This window comes from Zoogloea sp., assembly GCF_044344315.1.
Taxonomy (GTDB): domain Bacteria; phylum Pseudomonadota; class Gammaproteobacteria; order Burkholderiales; family Rhodocyclaceae; genus Zoogloea.
The window spans coordinates 1-20,057 of sequence record NZ_JBIJDC010000085.1 but is presented as its reverse complement, the minus strand read 5'-3'; the positions used below and the strand labels follow the sequence as shown (position 1 = coordinate 20,057).

Sequence of the window (20,057 nt, the reverse complement as noted above, 5' to 3'; positions counted from 1 at the left end):
AGCCAAAGGCCGTGGGCCTGGGCAAAGGCGCAGATGGCGTCCAGGTCGAAGGGGTTGCCCAGGGTGTGGGCGATCATGATGGCCTTGGTGCGGGGCGACAGGGCCGCCTCCAGCAGGCTCACATCGATGTTGTAGCCGGGCAGGGTGGCGTCCACAAAGACCGGTACTGCGCCGTTCTGGAGAATGGGATTGACGGTGGTCGGGAAGCCCGCGGCCACGGTGATCACCTCGTCGCCGGGCTGGATGGCGCGGGCGCCCAGCTTGGGCGAGGTGAGGGTCGAGAAGGCCGCCAGATTGGCCGACGAGCCGGAATTGACGGTGAGGGCGTGGGCCACGCCGACGAAGGCGGCCAGGCGGGCCTCGAAGGCGTCGTTGAAGCGCCCGGTGGTGAGCCACGCGTCCAGCGCCGCGTCGATCATGGCGTCCTTCTCGGGGTCGCCGACGACCTTGCCGGAGGGCGGAACGGCATCAATGCCCGGGCGCCAGGCCTGCGCTGAGGTGGCGGCCCGGGCCGGGCGGACGATGATCTCCAGTTCCTGCCCGGCCAGCTCCGGCAGGTCGAGCTGGAGGCGGCCGTCGGCGCCAGGGGTGAGGGTCTTGCGAATCAGGCTCATGGGGGGCTTCCGAAGGCGACGATTTCGTCGAGGGTGTAGCGCTGCATGTCGGCGCCGCTGCGCCACGCACGATGCCAGGCGAGGCTGCGGGCCACGGCTTCGCCGGCATGCCAGCGGGGGCGCCAGTCCAGCCGGTCGCGGGCTTTGCTGCAGTCAAGCTTGAGGGTATGGGCTTCGTGCACCTGGGGTGTGTCGGCTACGGCCCAGCTGGCGTCGGGGCCCCAGCCTTCGGCCAGGCGCTCGACGACCCAGGCGACGGTCTTGGCGTCGCTGTCGTCGGGGCCGAAGTTCCAGCCTTCGGCAACGGCCGGGCCGCTTTCGACAAGCCGCTGGGCGAGCAGCAGGTAGCCGGACAGGGGCTCCAGCACGTGCTGCCAGGGGCGGATGGCGCCCGGATTGCGCAGGGTGACGGGGTTGCCGGCAGCAAAGGCGGCCAGCACGTCGGGCACCAGCCGGCTCGGGGTCCAGTCGCCACCGCCGATCACGTTGCCGGCGCGGGCGCTGGCCACGGGGATGCCGCTGGCGGCCATGAAGGACCGGCGGTAGGAGGCGACGACCAGCTCGGTGCAGCCCTTGCTGGCGGAGTAGGGGTCGTGACCGCCCATGGGGTCGCCTTCCTGGTAGCCCTGCGGCTGCTCGCGGTTTTCGTAGCACTTGTCGCTGCTCACCACCACCACGGCCCGGATGCCGGGCACCTGGCGGCAGGCCTCGAGCAGGTGCACCGTGCCCATCACGTTGGTGGCGAAGGTGTCCACCGGTACCGCGTAGGACAGGGGCACCAGGGGCTGGGCCGCCAGGTGGAGGACGATCTCCGGCCGTGCGGCGGCCATGGCGGTGTGCAGGGCGGCGTAGTCGCGCACGTCACCCAGGGTGGAGTGCATGCCGCGGGCCACGTCGGCCACCTCGAAGAGGGCCGGGGTGGTTTCCGGGGCGAGGGCGTAGCCGTACACCTCGGCGCCCATCGATTGGAGCCACAGGCTCAGCCAGCTGCCCTTGAAGCCGGTGTGGCCAGTGAGGAAGACCCGCCGGCCCCGCCAGAAGGCCGGATTCACCAGGTCTTCCATGGGGCATTGCCGCTGGTCCACAGATCCTCCAGCACGGTCTTGTCGCGCAGGGTGTCCATGGGGCGCCAGAAGCCGGTGTGCTGGAAGGCGGCGAGCTGGTCCCGGGCGATGAGCTCGCCGAGAACTGGGCCTTCGAAGATGGTCTGGTCGCTGTCGATGAGGTCGAGCACCTTGGGCGAAAGCACGAAGAAACCGCCGTTGATGAAGCCGCCGTCACCCAGGGGCTTCTCGACGAAAGCGCTGACGGCGTCGCCCTTCAGTTCCAGGGAGCCGAAGCGCCCGGGGGGCTGCACGGCGGCGACGGTGGCCAGCTTGCCGTGGCTGCGATGGAAGGCCATTTCGGCGCTGATGTCGATGTCGGCCACCCCGTCGCCGTAGGTGAAGCAGAAGGCCTCTTCGTCTTCCAGGTACTGGCGCACGCGGCCCAGGCGACCGCCCGTCTGGGTGGTGTCGCCGGTGTCCACCAGGGTCACGCGCCAGGGCTCGGCGTGGCGTTCGTGGATCTCCATGCGGTTGTGGGTCATGTCGAAGGTGACGTCCGACATGTGCAGGAAGTAGTTGGCGAAGTACTCCTTGATCACGTAGCCCATGTAGCCGCAGCAGATCACGAAGTCGTGAATGCCGTGGCTGGAATAGATCTTCATGATGTGCCAGAGAATGGGTCGGCCGCCGATGCCGATCATCGGCTTCGGGCGGTTGACGGTCTCTTCGCTGATGCGGGTGCCCAGGCCACCCGCGAGGATCACGGCTTTCATCGGCGCTCCAGGGGAATATGGAGCCGATGTTATGCGTGGCAGGGGCTGGGCTTAGGGCGGAACAGGAGGGGGAAAGGGGGGTATTTCCGTCCGCGTCGTGCCTTAGCGGCCGGCGGAATAGCTCGGCGGCGTGGCGCCGCAGACGATGTAGTCGTCGTCGGTCATCACGGGCTTGAACTCGCAGGGGCGGGAGGGGGCCACGTTGTCGGTGATGCGGGCAAAACGCGGGTCGGCGACGCGCGGGGAGCGCACGTTGTTTTCCTGACTCTGGGCATCACGCTGCCGGCTGGCTTCGATGATCCGCAGGGCGTCCTCGCTGGGGCCGGACTCACCGGGCGAATAGGCTGCAGGAGCGGCCTGCTCGGACGGACGGGGGCGCCGTGCAATGCCGAGGGATGTTGAACGCAGGATCGTGTGGGTCACGTCCGAACCGTAGTTGGTGCTGCGGAAACGGGTTTCGGTGGGCGGCAGCGGCGTCTGGTAGCGGAGGGTTGGGGTGGGGGAGGAAACGTGGCTGTCGTAGTGGGGGGCGTGGTGGGGTGCGTGCACCGGCGCGGGCGTGCTGTGGCTCATGCCGATACTGCGGCCACCGCCAAAGCGGCGGGCGTCGGCGTCGGGCGGAATGAGGGCGAGGGTGCCGGCCAGCACCCCGAGGGTGAGCAGGCTACGTGAGGATGTAGTGGTCATGGCCGGATGGATATGAAAGTGGGGTGAAGGAGACCGCAAGTAGTGTCGCACAGGGATGGAAGCCGGGGAAAGCCGGCTGCAATCAAGCTCGCTTCGTACCGCCACTTGCGTCACAGAAAGCCCCTCACGGAGACTCACGACCCCGATGCGTGTCCAGATTCGTAATGCCAAGGGCAACCGGGGTCGCCTCGTGCCCCATCCCTGCGGGCATCGCAGTTGAACACCTCGGTCAAAACCAGCATCAAGACCAAACGATTGCTGGCTGCGACCTTGGATGAGTTTCGGGCTGCACTGCTGGGGTTGGCGGTGGAGGGGGAGAACAACGATGATGAAGAGGAGGGGTGATGTCGGATGGGTCGCTGCGGGAGCCCTGGCCCGCTTTGCGATCACGATCTAACCTTAATCGTTGGACGTCATATGGCTACGATGCTCTGCGCCGGGAGATTAGCTTTCCAAGTTCTGTTTTCTCGAAGAAGTGATTTTCTGGCCACAAGATAGAAGCCTCTTCGCCTCTCCATTGCACCTCACCCGGTGGCATACCACGGTGTGAAGTAGCCCACCACCGCCACACGGTTACCCCCACTGACCACCATGCCCAAGCCAAGACGAATCCCAGCGCCAAGCTAAGTGCCATTGCAAGTGGGTGGTGAACATTGAAAACATACTGAAGCAATGCAAGCGGTCCAACCATGAGAGGGATCACAGGTCCATTAACTGCGATGGCTCCGACTAGTGTAGTTATCCTCGGAGACGCAGAGCCTGCTGCCGGTATGGAGTACCGTATTTCGGGTTCGAGTTCCGAGAGGGCTACTCTTTCTTCAACAGTCATTCCTTCAACATTTTTCCGCAACCGGTGACGAAATAATTCGAGATATGCGGAAAGCAAAAGATATGCAATTGTCATTGCGACAAGTGACGCAATTTCAAAACTAACCTCAAGTAGTGGCGCCAAAAACCAGGCAGCAACTCCACAGGCAGCAATCAAAGAAAGGATGAAAAGCCACTTACCTAGCAAATTCATTGCGCACTCACTCGTCACGCCTAACGTGAAGTGGAGGCGCCTGCGAGGCTTTTCGCGCAGGTCGCCTTGAACGCAGGGTTAAGCACCAGCGTTCTTTCGGAACTGGCACTGATAGCACAGTGGTTGAAGAGGTCCAATATCCGTAGTGGATGCTTCCACATTTCGTGCAGGGCGGTTCCGTTGCATTCGGCATGGAGTATGTCCAATGAGCAAGGCGCCTGCTGTCCAGCTCCTGCTCATCAATCAGTGGCTGCAACGTCAGACGACTATCCGGCAGCAGCCATTCAGCACGGCAATTACGGGCTTGAAGATCCCTGCTCAGTCCGCCAGCAACGCCTGGCCCAGGGCCTCGGGGGTGGCGGCGTGGCGCCAGTGGGCGGCCATCTCGGTGGGCTGGATGCTGCCGTAGCCCCAGGTGACGGCGATGAAGGGCAGGCTGTTGGCATCGGCGGATTCGCCGTCTTCGCTGCGGTCGCCGATGTAGATGGCCTTGTCCGTGGGGATGGCCTGGTCGGCCAGCAGGCGGCCGATCATGGCGGCCTTGTCGGGTAGGCGCGGGGCAAAGAGATCGAGGGCGTAGACGTGGGCGAAGTGGGTGTGCCAGCCCAGGTGTTCGAGGATCAGGCGGGTGGGGTGGATGCGCTTGTTGGTGGCGATGGACAGGGTCAGGCCGGCACCCGCAAGGCTGGCGAGCAGGGCGCCGACACCGGCATAGGCGGCGGTGGCCTTGTAGCCTTCGGTGTCGTAGCTGGCCTTGAAGGCGTCGGCGAGGCGGCTGGTCAGGGCCGCGTCCTGGCTGCCCGAAAGGAGCTGCAGGGTTTCCAGCAGCGGTGGGCCGATGATGCTCTCGTCGATGCTGCGCACGGGCGCGATGCCAGTCTGGGCGAAGGCGTCGCGGAAGCTGGCGAGGATGGCCGGGGCGGAGTCGATGAGGGTGCCGTCGAGATCGAAGAGGATGTGCGGGTAGCGGGCCATGGCGGGGGGCAGGAGGGATCGGATGGGGGCGATTATCGCCTGCTCGGTTATATTTGCGCGCCTCGACTGCTGCTGGACTGCCATGGACTCCGCCGACCTGAACCTTCCCGATGATTCCCGCCGCTTTGGCGGCATTGCCCGCCTGTATGGGGATGCGGGGCGGGCCCGGCTGGCCGCGGCGCATGTGTGCGTGGTGGGTATCGGTGGGGTGGGGTCATGGGCGGTGGAAGCCCTGGCTCGTACCGGCGTGGGCCGCTTGACCCTGATCGATCTGGACCACGTGGCGGAGTCCAACATCAACCGGCAGATCCATGCCGCCGACGCCACCCTGGGGCAGGCCAAGGTGGAGGCCATGCGCGAGCGCATCGCCGGCTACAACCCGGCCTGCCGGGTGGCGGTGGTGGATGACTTCGTGACCGTGGATAACGCTGCGCAGCTGCTGGCGGGGGGCTTCGATTACGTGGTGGACGCCATCGATGCCGTGCGCGTGAAGGTGGCGATGATCGCCGTGGCCCGGGAGCGGGGCCTGCCCCTGGTCACCTGCGGGGCCGCAGGTGGGCAGATCGACCCGACGCAGATCCGCGTGGATGACCTGGCCCGTACCCTCCAGGACCCTCTGCTTGCCAAGGTGCGCGGGCAGTTGCGCAAGGCCCATGGCTTTACCCGCGACCCGAAGAAGAAGTTTGGTGTGGAGGCGGTGTTCTCCACCGAGCCCCTGCGTTACCCGGCGCCAGAGGCTGCCTGCGATGTGGCGGCCGGTGCCGCCGGGGCGCCAGGTCCGGCCGGCCTCAACTGCGCCGGCTTCGGTTCGGTGGTCACGGTGACGGCCTGCGTGGGCATGTTCGCCGCAGCCCGGGTGATCAACGGGCTGGCTTCGGGTCCGGTGTCGGCCCGATGAAGAGGGCCGGGTCCACGGCCGCGCCATTCAGATAGACGCTCCAGTGCAGGTGCGGGCCTGTGGCCCGGCCGGTATTGCCGACCAGGCCGAGCAGCTCGCCCCGGCGCACCGTCTGGCCGACCTCGACGCGGGTCTGGCTGAGGTGGCAGACCATGCTCACGAAGCCCTGACCGTGGTCCACGAATACCGTTTTCCCGTTGAAATAGAGATCGTCCACCAGGCTCACCACGCCGTCCGCCGGCGCGCGGATGGGGGCGCCCGCGGGGGCCGCCACGTCGAGGCCGGTATGGGGCGCGCGGGGTTCGCCATTGAACACCCGGCGCAGGCCGAAGCGGCTGGACAGCCGCCCGGCGGTGGGCAGGTCGAGATCGGTGCGGGCCACGGGCACATCCCGGAACTGGCTGCGTACCCGGATCTGGCGCTCCCGCTCGGCGGCGATGCGGTCCAGGTCGTCCGGGTCGGGGCTGACCATTTTCGGGTTCTTCAGGGTCAGGCGCTGTTCCGGATAGGCCTTGGGGCCGACCTGAAAGGGCAGACGCCGGGCCTCGGGGCCGACTTCGACGGCCTGTTCGCCCAGCGGGGTATCCAGGGGCAGGCCAACCAGCGCCTGCCAGCCCTCCGGGCCCTGCTGAAGGAGCACGGGTTTGCCACCGAAGCGCACTTCCGGGCGGGGTGCGCTGGCCGGGGCGACGGTGAGTGCCACAACGCCGCCGGGCACCGCCGCCAGGCGGACCTGGGCGCTGGCGATTTGGGGGACGAGGGCTGCCGAGAACAGGCAGAGCATGGCTGCACGAACTAATTGTGGCCTGGAGGGGACTATTTCACACATGGTTGCAGGATGCAGGAAGGGGGTGACGGATTTGGACATGAACCGCTGCTACCCCGGATTAAGATCCTGTGAAGCTTATTGCAAATTTGCCTGGGTGGCCTCTCCCTTCTTGGATCGGCCGCCATGGGGCGGAGCCCGTTGCTCTGTCCCCTGGGCGCAAAACAGGGAGAACTGAATGTCGCAGCAAGCCATCGTGCTGTTTGCCCATGGGGCGCGGGATCCGGAGTGGGCCAAGCCGGCCCGGCGGGTTGCCGCTGAAGTGCAGCGCCTGCGGCCGGACGCGGCGGTCAGCGTCGCCTTTCTGGAATTGATGGAGCCGACTCTGGCTGCAGCAGTGGAGGCTGCGGCAGCGTCGGGCGCCCGGCAGGTCAGGGTGGTGCCCTTGTTTCTGGCCCAGGGCGGCCATCTGAAGCGGGATGTGCCTGCGTTGATCGAGGAGGTGCGGGCCCGGCACCCGGCCTGCAGCATTGAGCTGGCGACCGCCGTGGGCGAGGATGAAGGCGTTGTCCGGGCCATGGCGGCCTTTGCCGCGGGCGCCTGAGCCTCCCATGTTCCATTCGGGTCAGGGTAGTTTCCTGCGGTCGATGACCGGGCGGGTGTGGGTGATCGGGGATGATCCCCGATCGGTGGAGCGTCTTGAGCACGGCCTGCTGACCGCCGGTTTCGTGTGCGAGTGCCTGGGTACCGCTGCGGCACGTGCGCGTCTCGCGGCGGGGCGGCCGGGGGTGGGGCGGGTCGTGCTGGATGCCGTTCCCGGCGCAGCGGCGGCCGAGCTGCTTGACGGCCTGCGCCGCAACGAGGTGGCGGTGACCATGCTGGTGGAAGCCGAAGACCTCCCGGCCATTGAGGCCGGCCTGGTGTCCGGGGTGGCGGGCTTTGCCGTGAAGCCGGTCGAACTGCGTACCCTGATGGCGGCGATGATGCTGCCTGGCGGCGAGGTGCTGACGCCCTCAGGCGGCTGTTTTCCGTTCCGCTCCCTTGAGGATGTGTCGGGCTTGTCGCAGCTGGTAGCGGGGCTGTGCCCCGATCCGGCCAGTGTCCAGATCGCCCTGTCAGAGTTGATGAACAATGCCATCGAGCACGGCAACCTGGGCCTCGGTTTCGTGCGCAAAGGCGAACTGATGGCCGCTGGGGCCTGGCGCAACGAGGTTGAGCGCCTGCTTGGTCTGCCCGAGTACGCGGCGCGCTTTGCCTACCTGCGGGTCGAGTGTCGCCCGCGGGAGGTGCGATTCCTGATTCGCGATCAGGGGCAGGGCTTTGATCCGCGGCCCTATCTCGATCTCGATCCTACCCGCTCGGTGGAGCCCCATGGCCGCGGGATCGCCATTGCACGCATGCTGGCCTTCCCCGAGCTGGTGTTCCTGGACGGTGGCCGTTGCGTGGAGGGGGTGGTGCGGCGCACTGGCTGAGTGCTGGCGCGGCACCTCGCCTTGACGACGCATAATATAAGTGTATTCTTATATTATGCGTCGATACCCTACTTCCCATGCTGGGGCGCTCCTTGCCGGAGTGCTCCTATGCTTTTCCCTGGCTGCGTCCGCCGACGAGGCGAACAGCCCTGTGCCCACTGTCCAGCTACGGCCTCATGTCCAGGCCCGCAGTTACGCGGCTGAAGCCACCATCGAGGCCGTCCGTCAGGCCACCGTGGCGGCCCAGGTGCAGGGGCGGGTGCTCGAAACCCGCGTCGATGCGGGTGCCCGGGTTCGCCAGGGCGATGTGCTGATGCGCATCGATACCCGCGAGGCCGACCAGGCTGTGGCTGCGGCAGGTGCCAATGTGGCGGCGGCGCGGGCCCGCATGGAGGATGCCCGGCTGGCCCTGGAGCGGGCCCGCAGCCTGAAGGCACGCAGCTTTGTCAGTGCCAGTGCGGTCGATCAGGCCCAGGCCGCCTTCGATACGGCTGCCGCCCAGCACAAGGCGGCCGAGGCGGGGCGTGCGCAGGTCGATACCGCGCGGGGCTTCGCAACGGTGACGGCGCCCTTGTCCGGTGTGGTGGCCCAGCGCCTGGCCGAGGTGGGCGAGATGGCCCAGCCCGGCCGGCCCCTGCTGATCATCCATGAGCCCGGCGGTCTGCGCGCGGTGGCCGATGTGCCCCAATCGCGTCTGGCGGATCTGGGCAAGCCCGGTCTGCGGGCGAGAATCGAGTTTCCCGAGAGTGGTCGCTGGTTCGATGGGAGTGGGATCACCGTCCTGCCCTCAGCCGATCCGCGCACCCATACCGCCCGGGTCCGCGTCAATCTGCCGGCCGACGCTGCAGGCGTGGTGCCGGGCATGGCCGCCCGGGTGCATTTCCTGACCGGGGGCGACGCCCCGTCCGGCGTGGCGGTGCCGGCGGCGGCGGTGTTGCGCCGTGGCGAGGTGACGGGTGTTTACGTGGCGGATGGCAAGGGCGGCTTCAGCTTGCGCCAGGTGCGTTTAGGCACAGTGCTGGCCGACGGCTCCGTCGAAGTGCTGGCCGGACTGGCGGGGGGCGAAACGATCGCCCTGGATCCGGTGCGTGCCGGCCTCCTGCGTCAGAAGCGCTGAATCATGGGGATTTCCGGACGCATCGCGGCGCTGTTCCAGCGTAACGCGCTTACCCCCCTGCTGGCCCTGGTCCTGATGCTGCTCGGCGTGTTTGCCACGCTGATCACGCCGAAGGAGGAGGAGCCCCAGATCGATGTCACCATGGCCGACGTGATGGTGGCCTTCCCCGGCGCGTCGGCGAAGGACGTGGAGGCCCTGGTGGCCCGCCCGGCCGAGCAGGTGCTGTCGCGCATCGCCGGCATGGATCACGTGTACTCCGTGTCCCGTCCCGGCATGGCGGTGATCACCGTGCAGTTCAAGGTCGGGGTGAAGAACCAGGATGCCCTGGTGCGCCTCTACGACACCATCCACAGCCACCAGGACTGGATCTCCCCGCAGCTTGGCGTGGGTGAGCCGATCATCAAGCCGAAGGGCATCGACGATGTGCCCATCGTCGCCCTCACCCTATGGACCCGCGATCCGGCGCGTTCGGCCTTCGAGCTGCAGCAGGTGGGGCGTGCCGTAGAGATGGAGCTCAAGCGCGTGCGTGGCACCCGCGACGTGAGCACCATCGGCGGCCCTGGCCACGTGCTGCGGGTGCTGATGGACCCGGGCCGGATGAACGGCTTCGGCGTCACCCCTCAGGATCTGAAAGGCGCGCTGCTGCTGGCCAATGCCTCCCAGCCCAGCGGAACCCTGACCGCGGCGGGGCAGGAGGTGCTGGTGCAGACAGGCACCTACATCGCCAGTGCCGACGACGTGAAGCGCCTGGTGATCGGCGTGTCCGGCGGAAAACCGGTTACGGTGGCCGACGTGGCCCGGGTGGTGGACGGGCCTGACCAGCCGTCGCGCTTTGTCTGGCATGGGCTGGGCAAGGGTTCGGTCGGTGCGGAGGCTGCCGGCGAGCGCTTTCCGGCAGTGACCCTGTCCATCTCCAAAAAGCCGGGCGAGAACGCGGCCGACGTGGCCGACGGTGTGATCCGGCGCATGGACGCTCTGAAGGGCAGCGTGGTGCCCGAGGGCGTCGAGGTGAGCGTGACCCGCAACTATGGCGCCACCGCCACCGAGAAGGCCGACAAGCTCATCGGCAAGCTGGTGTTTGCCACCTCGGCGGTGGTTCTGCTGGTGCTGCTGGCCCTGGGCCGGCGCGAGGCGGTGATCGTCGGCGCGGCGGTGACCCTGACCCTGGCGGCAACCCTGTTTGCCTCCTGGGCCTGGGGCTTCACCCTCAACCGGGTCAGCCTGTTCGCCCTGATCTTCTCCATCGGCATCCTGGTGGACGACGCCATCGTGGTGGTGGAGAACATCCACCGCTGGCAGACCCTGGAACCGGGCAAGCCCCTGTGGGAGCTGATCCCCCGGGCGGTGGACGAGGTGGGTGGGCCGACCATCCTGGCCACCTTTACGGTGATCGCGGCGCTCTTGCCGATGGCCTTCGTGAGTGGGCTGATGGGGCCCTACATGAGCCCCATCCCCATCAATTCGTCCATGGGCATGTTCATCTCCCTGGCGGTGGCCTTCGTGGTCACCCCCTGGTTGGCGGGCAAGCTGATGAAGGGCGGGCATGGCCATAGCACCGAACATGTGCCTGATCGCATCACGGCGGGCCTCGAAGGCTTTTTCCGCCGTCTCATGACGCCGCTGCTCGACCCCGTGACAGGCGGTCGGGCCCGGGCCAAGTTGTGGTTCGGGGTGGTGCTGGCCATCGTGCTTTCGGTGTCCCTGGCCGTGGTGCAGTTGGTGGTGCTCAAGATGCTGCCCTTCGACAACAAGAGCGAGTTCCAGGTGGTGCTCGACATGCCCGTCGGTACGCCGGTAGAGCGCACCGCCGAAGTCCTGCGGGAGATCGGCGAGGCGCTGGCCGGCGTCGATGAGGTGACCGACTTCCAGGCCTACGCGGGCACCGCGGCCCCCATCAACTTCAATGGCCTGGTGCGCCAGTACTACCTGCGCGCCCAGCCGGAGATGGGCGACATCCAGGTGAACCTGGTGGACAAGCACCAGCGTAGCCGCAAGAGCCACGAGGTGGCGATCTCCGTGCGCGATACGGTGGCCGCCATCGCGAAGAGGCATGGTGGCAATGCCAAGGTGGTTGAAGTGCCGCCGGGCCCGCCGGTGCTGTCGCCCATCGTGGCCGAGGTGTATGGCCCCGACTACGCCGGCCAGGTGGCGGTGGCGCGGCAGGTGCGCCAGGCCTTCGAGGCCACCCCTGACATCGTCGGTGTGGACGACACGGTGGACGAGGAGGCCCCCAAGCTGGTGCTGCGCGTCAATCAGGCCAAGGCCGCGCGGCTGGGCGTGGCCCAGGCCGACATCGTCGAGGTGATGCGCCTGGGCCTGGGTGGCGAAAACGTGACCCCCGTGCATGGGGGCGACAACAAGTACGAGATCCCGGTGCGCCTGAGCCTGCCGCCGGAGCAGCTCTCGTCGGTCGGGCAGATCCTGCAGATGAAGGTGCGCGCCCGCGCCCCCGAAGCGGCCGGAACGCTGGTGCCGGTGTCGGAGCTGGTGGACGTGCTGCCCGCCACCCGGGAGCAGGTGATCTACCACAAGGACCTGCTGCCGGTGGTGTACGTGACCGGCGACATGGGCGGCAAGCTGGATTCGCCCCTCTACGGCATGTTCGACATCCGCAGCCGCCTCAAGGACATGCCCCTGGTCGGGCCGCGCCTGGCCGGTACGCTCGACGAGTGGTTCATCCACCAGCCCGACGATCCCTACGCCGGCTACGCCATCAAGTGGGACGGCGAATGGCAGATCACCTACGAGACCTTCCGCGACATGGGCGCCGCCTACGCGGTGGGGCTGGTGCTGATTTATGTGCTGGTGGTGGCCCAGTTCCGCAGCTATCTGGTGCCGCTGATCATCATGGCGCCGATCCCGCTCACGATCATCGGGGTGATGCCCGGCCATGCGCTGCTGGGCAGCCAGTACACCGCCACCAGCATGATCGGGATGATCGCCCTGGCTGGCATCATCGTGCGCAACTCCATTTTGCTGGTGGACTTCATCGACCAGCAGGTGCGGGCCGGCACGTCCTTTGCCGAGGCCACCATTCACGCCGCGGCGGTGCGCGCCAAGCCCATCGGCCTGACCGGGCTGGCGGCAATGATCGGTGCGGTATTCATTCTGGACGATCCGATCTTCAACGGTCTGGCCATCAGTCTGATCTTCGGCGTGCTGGTGTCCACTTTGCTGACCCTGGTCGTCATCCCCGTCCTTTACTTCGCGGCCATGCACAAGCGCGTTGCCGCCCTTCAGGGAGAATCCCCATGAGTCTCAGCGTCAATCAGTTCGTCCGGGTCTTTGCCGGCTCCTTCGTGCTCATCTCCCTGGCCCTCGGGGTGGAGGGGAGCCCGCTGTTCGTGAGCAGCAAGTTCCTGTGGTTCACGGCCTTTGTGGGGGCCAATCTGCTGCAGAGCGGATTCACCCGCTTCTGCCCGCTGGAGAACATTCTGCGCAAGTTTGGCGTCAAGGACGGTCCGGCCTGCGGGTGATCATTGTGCTTTGAGGGGAAGGGGGCCTGGATGACCCCCTCAAGCTTCCCCGGCGCGCGCCGTTCACCACCTCGTGATGAGCGCTCACCCATCCTTGTTCCACAGGTTCGGCCTTTCGCGGTCCGGCAGTCTGCCGGGCGGGCGACGCCACTGGTTTGTTGCGGCCCTGGTGGTGGGAGGGCTGATCACAGCCTGGGGTTGGCACCGGCTCCACACCAACGAAGCCGCGCTTGAGCAGGCCGTGCATCAGGCAGCGGCGGATCGGCTGGAGCAGCAGTTGGCCGATCGTCTGGGCAAGATCGACCTTATCCTGCGGGGCATGGCCGGTCTGTTCGACGCCCAGCATCTGGTCGAGCGCGACGAATTCGACAAGTACATCTCGGGCCTGCGGCCTGCGGACGCGTTGCCCGAAGTGGCCGGCATCGCCCTGGCCAGGCGGGTCGAGGTGACGCGGGTGGAGGCCATCGAGGCGCTGTTGAGCGCGAGCTATGGTCGTGACGTCAGGATCTACCCGACGCCCGACCCGGCGCGGGGGCCCTTGGCCTACCCTATCGGTTACTTCTGGCCCCTTGATGCCCGCAATGAGGGGATCATCGGCTACGATGGATTCGCGGAGCCGCTGCGTCGCCAGACGATGGAGGCGGCCATCCGCTCCCGCAAGATGGCCATGAGTCCACCGCTGCCGCTGGTGGTGCGCGACCAGGAAAAGCCGGTCAGTGGGGTTCTGGTTTACCGTAGGGCCCGCCCGGTTGATGATCTGGAGCAACAGATCGGACCAGATGGCCTGATCGTCATTGGTGTCAATGTGGTGCGGATGTTCGACATCCTGCGCCTATCCGCCATTCCGGGTTACGGGTTGGAGGTGGTAGACGCGAGCGCCGTGCCCGCCCAGGCGCTGTATTCCTTTGCGCTCTCCGGCGCAACCGGCGGTAGTGTCACCCGCAGGCTCCAGTTCGGGGGGCGGGTGTGGGTCCTGTCGATGACCGCGCCGACGAGCGCAACGGTGGCTACGTCTACGCTGGCGGGCATGGGCGGTGCAGCCATCAGCCTTCTCATCGCTATCCTCGTCGCCAGCATGGCTGACAAACAGAAGCGGGCCCTGGCCATCGCCGAACAGATGACCGGGGAGTTGCGGGACAGCGAGAAACGTTTCGAACTTGCGGTTTCCGCCACCGACGAGGGTATCTGGGAGTGGCAGGCGGGGCGTCCGCGGCTTTTTCTGTCACCGCGCTGCGATCGACTCCTGGGTTACCCGGATGGCGGGTTGCCACGCCAGGTTCGAGGCATCCTGCGGTCCATGACGCGGCCGGCACGGCGTGAGTTTCTGCAGGCCTACCGCCTTCACGCCTTGGGTCGGGGGGCGCTCGACTGCGTTGTCCCGATCCGTCGTATCGACGGAAGCCAGGGGTGGTTCCAACTGGCAGGCAAGACCGAGTTTGGCGTCGACGGGCGCCCCCTGCGCACGGCGGGCGCGGCATCTGATGTCACCGAACTGCGGCGTGCCCAGCAGGCCGTCGTTGACTCCCACGCAAAGCTCGATACCTTGTACCGGCATGCCTCCCTGGGCATGGCCCTGGTGGATGCTGCCGGGCGCTATCGTCAGGCCAATGCTGCCTTTTGCCGAATCACGGGGTACTCGGAGGACGAGTTGTGCCGTGCGGCTTGCCCTTCCCTGCATCCTGCGGAATTCGCCAGCCGTGATGCGCGGGCGGTGGTGGATGCCTGCCTTGGCGCACCCACGCGGGCCTACGAAACCGAGCTCATCCACAAGCTCGGGCACCGCGTCTCGGTGGTGGTGACCACCACCATGGTCGGCGGCAGCGATGCCGCACGGTGGGTGATCGTCGAGGATGTAACGGCGCGCAAGGCCGAACAGCTGGCGGTCCAGGAAGCCCATGCGACCAACGAGTCGCTGATTGCCGCCATCCCCGACATGCTCTTCCAGCTCGATGGGGAGATGCACATCGTGCGTTACCACGCGCCGTCGGACGACGCCCTGTCCATGCCGCCGGAGAACTTCCTCGGGCGTCGTCTGGATGCGGCCCTGTCGCCCGACATGGCGCGGCGTTTCGGCAAGGCGGCCCTTGCCGCCTCCCGCAGCGGTCGCTTGCAGCGTATCGAATACGCATCGCGCCGGGGGGGCACGGAGCGTCACTTTGAAGCGCGTTTCCAGGCCGTGCGTACCGGCGGCAGCCTGGCGGTGATCCGTGATGTCACCGAACGCCGGTTGGCCGAATTGGCCCTGCGGGAGAGCGAAGCGCGCTGGCAGTTTGCCCTTGATGGCGCCGGGGACGGGGTGTGGGACTGGAACATTATCACTGGTCACGTCTATCGTTCGCCGCGCTGGATCACCATGCTGGGCTATGAGCCAGGCGAGATCTCCGACTCGATTGACGACTGGTCTGATCGGGTGCATCCGGACGATCTGGGGCCGGCCCTGGCCGCCCAGGATGCGCACCTGAAGGGTGAATCTCCGATGTTCACCCATGAGGTCCGGATGCGCTGCAGGGATGGGCGCTACAAGTGGATCCTGGCCCGTGGCCTGGTGGTGGAGCGGGACGAGGACGGTCGCCCGCTGCGCATGATCGGCACTCACTCGGATATCGACGAGGCCAAGGCGCGGGAGAGTCAGATCCTCGACCACAACCTCAATCTGGCCTCCCTGGTGGCGGTCCGAACCCAGGATCTGCAGCTCGCCAAGGAGGCTGCCGAAGCCGCCAACGAGGCCAAGTCTGTCTTCCTGGCCAATATGTCCCATGAGCTGCGCACCCCGATGCACGGGGTGCTGAGCTATGCCCGGCTGGGTGAAACCCGGGTGACCCAGGTCGGGCACGAAAAGCTGCGCAGCTATTTCCACCGCATCCGCGTCAGCGGTGAACGCCTGCTGACGCTGCTCAATGACCTCCTTGACCTCTCCAAACTGGAGGCCGGGCGCATGGTCCTGAACTTATCGCCGGTGCGGCTTGAGCAGGTGATCAGCGAGGCACTCAACGAGTTTGATGCACTCTTTCAGTCCCGACACCAGAAACCGGTTTTCGACGTTGCGTCAGGGCTTCCGGATCCGATGGGTGACGCTGTCCGTCTCGGCCAGGTGGTACGCAACCTGCTTTCGAATGCCTCCAAGTTCACTCCTGAGGGTAAGGGCATTCACCTCCGTCTGGCTCACGCCAGCCTTCCGGGCGGACGCCCGGGGGTGGCTTTCAGCGTCTCCGACGAAGGGGTCGGTATTCCGCCTGAGGAGCTCGATGCGGTGTTCGACAAGTTTGTACAGAGCAGTCGCACCCGAACCGGAGCAGGCGGCACAGGCCTTGGGCTGGCCATCTGCCAGGAGATCGTTGCGGCTCACAAGGGCAGTATCACGGCCCGTAGCAACGCTACTGGGGGTGCCGAGTTCACCGTTATCTTGCCGCTGGAGGAAGCGCCATCGCGCGGCCTGCCTGCGGTTGTCGCACAAAAGGAAAGCTAGATGAGTAAGGCACGCATATTGGTTGTCGACGACGAACCCTTCAATCTGGACATCGTTGCCGAATACCTGGACGAAATGGATTTCGATCTGGTGATGGTGGAGTCGGGGGAGGGCGCGTGGGCCGAGCTGAGCCGGCCCGAAAGCGCTTTTGATCTGGTGCTCCTTGATCGCATGATGCCGGGCATGGATGGCATCATGCTGCTCCGCAAGATCAAGGCCGACGAGCGTCTTGGGTCCATCCCGGTGATCATGCAGACCGCCGCAACCTCCCCCGAGCAGGTGCGCGAGGGCCTTGCCGCAGGGGCTTTCTACTACCTCACCAAGCCCTTTGAGGGCGAAGCCCTGCAGACCATCATCCGCTCGGCCCTCGACGACATGCGGGTGCGCCGGGAGCTCAAGGCCAGCCTTGTCGATCACGAGCATGCCCTCGCCCGCCTGACCGAAGCGTCCTTCACCATCCGCACCCTTGAGGAGGCGCGCACCCTGGCGTCTTTCGTGGCCCTTCTTGGCGCCCAGCCGGAAACCCTGGCCATGGGCCTGTCAGAGTTGCTGGTGAATGGCGTTGAGCACGGCAACCTGGGGATCGACTTTGCCGAGAAGAGCCGCCTGCGGGAGGCGGACCGCTGGGAAGAGGAGGTCGCCTGTCGACTGGCACTGGAGTCCAACCGCGACAAGACGGTACGCCTGCGCGTATGGGGCGATGAAACCCGCTGGGTCTTCGAGATTCGCGATGATGGGCCGGGCTTTGACTGGCGCCGCTTCCTGGATTTCGACCCGGAGCGGGCCTTTGCCCCCAACGGCCGCGGCATTGCCCTGTCACGCCAGTTGTCCTTCGCGAGCCTCACCTACCTGCCCCCGGGCAACCAGGTGGTGGTGACGGTTCCCAAGCCGGTGAGGTGCCCATGAGCGCCAAGTTGCGGCAGCCGGGTGGCCTGGTTGATGGATTTCGAGCCCATGGCGCGGTGCAGTCCTGTACGGTGAAATCGAGGCCTGTTGATGGCTGAGAAAATCTTGCGTGTGCTCGTCGCCGACGACATCGCATCCAACCGCACCATCGTCGGCGCCTTCCTGGCTCATCTGGATTGCGTTCCCCTGTTTGCCGGGGACGGGGTCGAGGCGGTGGATATCTTCCGGCGCGAGTCCCCGGACGTGGTGCTGATGGATCTGATGATGCCGCGCATGGACGGCTTCGAGGCCATCCGGCAGATCCGGGCCATCGCTGGTGACCACTGGGTGCCCATCATCATCCTGTCGGCCCTCAGCGGCGAAGGGGACATTGTTCACGGTCTCGACATCGGCGCCGATGACTATCTGGCCAAGCCTCTGTCCTTTCCCGTCTTTTCGGCCCGCTTCAAGGCCCTTCGGCGGCTGCTGGACATGCAGCGGCGCCTGTCTGGCTCCCTGGAGCAGGTCCGGGCGGTGGCCAATGGCGTGATCGACGGAATCATTTCTGCTGATGCGGCGGGCACCATTCTGTCGGTAAATCGGGCTATCAGCCGGATCTTTGGCTACACGGCATCCGAGATGGTCGGGCGGAACCTGCGCATGCTGATGCCCAGCCCCCAGCGCGAGGCCCACGACGGCTACATGCAGCACTACGTCGATACCGGCCAGAAGCGTGTCATCGGACAGATACGCGAGCTGGAGGCTGTGCGAAAGGACGGCAGCGTCTTTCCCATCGAGCTGGGCGTGTCCGATCTGCAGTTGCCCAACCGGCGCATGTTCATCGGCGTGATTCGCGACGTGTCGGAGACGCGGCGCATCCAGCGCCAGCTGGCTGACGATGCCGCCCGGCTGCAGCGTTACCACGACGAGTCGGAGCGGGAGCAGGAGCTGGCCATGAGCATCATGGAGCGCCAGATCCGCTCCGACTGGCTTCATGACGAGGCCGTGCAGTACGCGGTGATGCCGGCCCGCAATTTCTCCGGTGATGTGGTGGCGGTGGCCCGGGCGCCCGATGGTGCCCTCTATGCCATGCTCGCCGACGCCACCGGCCACGGGCTCGCCGCTGCGGTCAGTGTGCTGCCGGCCCTTGGCGCCTTCTACCGGGGGGCGGCGCGCAACGTACCGCTTGAGGTGCTGGCGACGGAACTCAATGACATGTTGTGCGGCCTGTTGCCGCCCGGGCATTTTGTGGCATCGGCCCTGGTGCGCCTGGAGGCTGCCCGGCAGGAAGGGCGGATCTGGGTGGGCGGTGTACCCGATGTCCTGCTGCTCGACGATCACGGTCAGGTTGCACAGCGTTTCTGCTCCCGCCAGCTCCCCCTCGGCATCCTGCCGTCAGCGGAAGGGGGCGTGGTGTGCGAAGCTTTCCAGTGGGCGGTTCCGGGCCAGATCGTCCTGTGTTCCGACGGCCTTACCGAGGCGGAAAATTCGGCAGGCCAGGCCTTCGGCCGGGCCGGGCTGGAGCAGGTACTGCAGGCCACGTCCAGGGCTTCACGACTCATCGGGCTGCGCCAGGCCCTGACCCGTCACCTGGCCGGGCAGGCGGCGACGGATGATGTGTCGGTGCTGATCCTGGACTGCGAGGTGCAGGCCGGGGCCTGATTTCTGGGGCAGCGTCGACTGGCTGGCGTGTTTCCTGCTAGTTGGGTGTATGTGTATTCAAGGTGCTGCCCCCCATGCTCCGAGTCCTGATTGTTGATTCTTCCCGCGAGCGGGCCGCCGATGTCTGTGCGGCCCTGGCCCTGGCCGGCCATCAGGTGGCTGCCGTCCTGTCCAGCGCCCTCGATCTCTCCGATCAGGTTCTGGCCACCAAGCCGGATGTGATCTTCATTCAGGCCGATTCCCCCAGCCGCGACACCCTCGAACACCTGGCAACGATGAACCGGGATTGTCCGCGTCCGGTGCTGTTGTTCTCCCAGGACACCGATTCGGCGATGATCCGGCGTGCGGTTAAGGCCGGAGTGTCGTCGTATGTTGTTGATTCCGTGAGCGCCGAGCGCCTCGATTCCCTGGTCGAGGTCGCGATCGCCCAGTTCGAGGAGTTCCAGACCCTGCGTGCCGAACTGGATGACGCGAACCGCAAGCTGACCGAGCGCATCGTGGTGGACAAGGCCAAGGGGCTGCTCATGAAGGCCCGCGGTCTTGATGAGGAAGCGGCCTATCACGCCCTGCGCAAGCTCGCCATGGAGCGGGGGCGCAAGCTGGCCGATGTGGCGCGGGATGTGGTGGATATGGCGAGCCTGCTACTCTGAAAGAGGTAGATTTGTTCCGGGAATGCCTTGATTCGGGGCGGAAGCGCAGTGCAGCTTCCGCCCCGAATCTCTTGGTGGTCGCGGATTCTGGGCTGTTGATCTCCAGCGATGTCCCAAAGCGGTGCGTGCTGCACTGCACCAGTGCATGAAAGTGGTAGATCTTTTCTACCTCTAAAGAGGTGTATATGTTCGATTTTGTATTTTTTTGATTTAAATCATTGCTTTGCGTTTTCTGGCACGGTGCTCGCTATGTTTTGACTGAAGTCGGACCAACGGCGGCCCGGCTTGATCAGGCGATCAGACTTGGACAAGGGCGTCCATCCTCCCGCGAATAGAGCGGGACGATGTGACGCCCTCTTTTTTTGTACTTACGGATCAGGGGCGAGCAATGAGCGAGCAATTCGACGACAAGATTCTTACCCGCCGGGGCTTCCTCAAGGCCGGCGCAACCCTTGGAGGTATGGCAGCGATGGGCACAGTGCTCCCGGCAGGTGGTGCATGGGCGGCCGGCTCCGACAAGCCGGAGCTTGAAGAAGTAAAGATCGGCTT

At 66.0% G+C, this 20,057-nt stretch carries 18 protein-coding genes and 1 pseudogene; 12 read left to right on the top strand and 7 right to left on the bottom strand.

Features of this window, described 5'->3' with window-relative positions; genetic code table 11:
* The 4 genes from ACIQ09_RS16330 to ACIQ09_RS16315 form a co-directional block, all read right to left on the bottom strand.
* Positions 1-614, bottom strand: a 614-nt coding sequence (locus tag ACIQ09_RS16330) for a DegT/DnrJ/EryC1/StrS family aminotransferase (RefSeq protein ID WP_398312166.1), incomplete at its 3' end; no start/stop codon positions are given.
* Positions 611-1,678, bottom strand: coding sequence for a CDP-glucose 4,6-dehydratase (gene rfbG, locus ACIQ09_RS16325; protein ID WP_398312163.1), 1,068 nt, complete (start codon positions 1,676-1,678; stop codon positions 611-613). The genes ACIQ09_RS16330 and rfbG, both read right to left, overlap by 4 nt.
* Positions 1,663-2,433: a glucose-1-phosphate cytidylyltransferase gene (gene rfbF / locus ACIQ09_RS16320; protein ID WP_398312160.1), complete on the bottom strand. Its 771-nt coding sequence runs from the start codon at positions 2,431-2,433 to the stop codon at positions 1,663-1,665. The genes rfbG and rfbF overlap by 16 nt, the downstream gene beginning before the upstream one ends.
* 102 nt (positions 2,434-2,535) lie before the next feature.
* Positions 2,536-3,120: a hypothetical protein gene (locus ACIQ09_RS16315; RefSeq protein WP_398312157.1), complete on the bottom strand. Its 585-nt coding sequence runs from the start codon at positions 3,118-3,120 to the stop codon at positions 2,536-2,538.
* A 213-nt stretch (positions 3,121-3,333) separates the two neighbouring features.
* Between ACIQ09_RS16315 and ACIQ09_RS16310 the strand changes: the two are divergent.
* Positions 3,334-3,465 (top strand): annotated as a pseudogene (locus ACIQ09_RS16310) (ISAs1 family transposase); the annotation flags it as partial.
* Positions 3,466-3,541: 76 nt separating this feature from the next.
* Here ACIQ09_RS16310 and ACIQ09_RS16305 read toward each other — a convergent pair.
* Both ACIQ09_RS16305 and ACIQ09_RS16300 read right to left on the bottom strand, forming a co-directional pair.
* Positions 3,542-4,141, bottom strand: coding sequence for a hypothetical protein (locus tag ACIQ09_RS16305; protein WP_398312154.1), 600 nt, complete (start codon positions 4,139-4,141; stop codon positions 3,542-3,544).
* Between the two features lie 318 nt (positions 4,142-4,459).
* Positions 4,460-5,116 (bottom strand): HAD family hydrolase, encoded by a 657-nt coding sequence (locus ACIQ09_RS16300; RefSeq protein ID WP_398312152.1) that lies wholly within the window; start codon positions 5,114-5,116, stop codon positions 4,460-4,462.
* An 82-nt stretch (positions 5,117-5,198) separates the two neighbouring features.
* Here ACIQ09_RS16300 and tcdA point away from each other — a divergent pair, with 82 nt between their 5' ends.
* On the top strand, positions 5,199-6,014 hold the full coding sequence (gene tcdA, locus ACIQ09_RS16295) for a tRNA cyclic N6-threonylcarbamoyladenosine(37) synthase TcdA (RefSeq protein ID WP_398312172.1): 816 nt from the start codon (positions 5,199-5,201) through the stop codon (positions 6,012-6,014).
* Here the strand turns inward: tcdA and ACIQ09_RS16290 are convergent.
* Complete coding sequence (locus ACIQ09_RS16290) at positions 5,977-6,798, bottom strand: peptidoglycan DD-metalloendopeptidase family protein (protein WP_398312149.1); 822 nt, start codon at positions 6,796-6,798, stop codon at positions 5,977-5,979. The two genes, tcdA and ACIQ09_RS16290, sit on opposite strands and share 38 nt — an antisense overlap.
* 220 nt (positions 6,799-7,018) lie before the next feature.
* Between ACIQ09_RS16290 and ACIQ09_RS16285 the strand changes: the two genes are divergently transcribed.
* From ACIQ09_RS16285 to ACIQ09_RS16240, 10 genes are all read left to right on the top strand, one after another.
* Complete coding sequence (locus tag ACIQ09_RS16285) at positions 7,019-7,384, top strand: sirohydrochlorin chelatase (protein WP_398312146.1); 366 nt, start codon at positions 7,019-7,021, stop codon at positions 7,382-7,384.
* Between the two features lie 7 nt (positions 7,385-7,391).
* A complete protein-coding gene (locus ACIQ09_RS16280) occupies positions 7,392-8,252 on the top strand; it encodes an ATP-binding protein (RefSeq protein ID WP_398312143.1) in 861 nt (286 codons plus the stop codon).
* A gap of 151 nt (positions 8,253-8,403) precedes the next feature.
* Positions 8,404-9,369: an efflux RND transporter periplasmic adaptor subunit gene (locus ACIQ09_RS16275; RefSeq protein ID WP_398312140.1), complete on the top strand. Its 966-nt coding sequence runs from the start codon at positions 8,404-8,406 to the stop codon at positions 9,367-9,369.
* A 3-nt stretch (positions 9,370-9,372) separates the two neighbouring features.
* Entirely contained in the window at positions 9,373-12,624 is a 3,252-nt protein-coding gene (locus tag ACIQ09_RS16270) for an efflux RND transporter permease subunit (RefSeq protein ID WP_398312137.1), read from the top strand.
* The gene (locus ACIQ09_RS16265; protein WP_296408544.1) at positions 12,621-12,845 is read left to right on the top strand and encodes a DUF2892 domain-containing protein; all 225 of its coding nucleotides are present in this window, start codon (positions 12,621-12,623) and stop codon (positions 12,843-12,845) included. Before ACIQ09_RS16270 ends, ACIQ09_RS16265 begins: the two co-directional genes overlap by 4 nt.
* Before the next feature lie 94 nt (positions 12,846-12,939).
* A complete protein-coding gene (locus ACIQ09_RS16260; protein WP_398312134.1) occupies positions 12,940-16,311 on the top strand; it encodes a PAS domain-containing protein in 3,372 nt (1,123 codons plus the stop codon).
* Positions 16,312-17,217: a response regulator gene (locus ACIQ09_RS16255; protein WP_398312131.1), complete on the top strand. Its 906-nt coding sequence runs from the start codon at positions 16,312-16,314 to the stop codon at positions 17,215-17,217.
* Positions 17,218-17,307: 90 nt separating this feature from the next.
* Entirely contained in the window at positions 17,308-18,858 is a 1,551-nt protein-coding gene (locus ACIQ09_RS16250) for a SpoIIE family protein phosphatase (RefSeq protein ID WP_398312128.1), read from the top strand.
* A 74-nt stretch (positions 18,859-18,932) separates the two neighbouring features.
* Entirely contained in the window at positions 18,933-19,508 is a 576-nt protein-coding gene (locus tag ACIQ09_RS16245) for an ANTAR domain-containing response regulator (protein ID WP_398312125.1), read from the top strand.
* Between the two features lie 388 nt (positions 19,509-19,896).
* Positions 19,897-20,057, top strand: a 161-nt coding sequence (locus ACIQ09_RS16240; protein ID WP_398312169.1) for a twin-arginine translocation signal domain-containing protein, incomplete at its 3' end; no start/stop codon positions are given.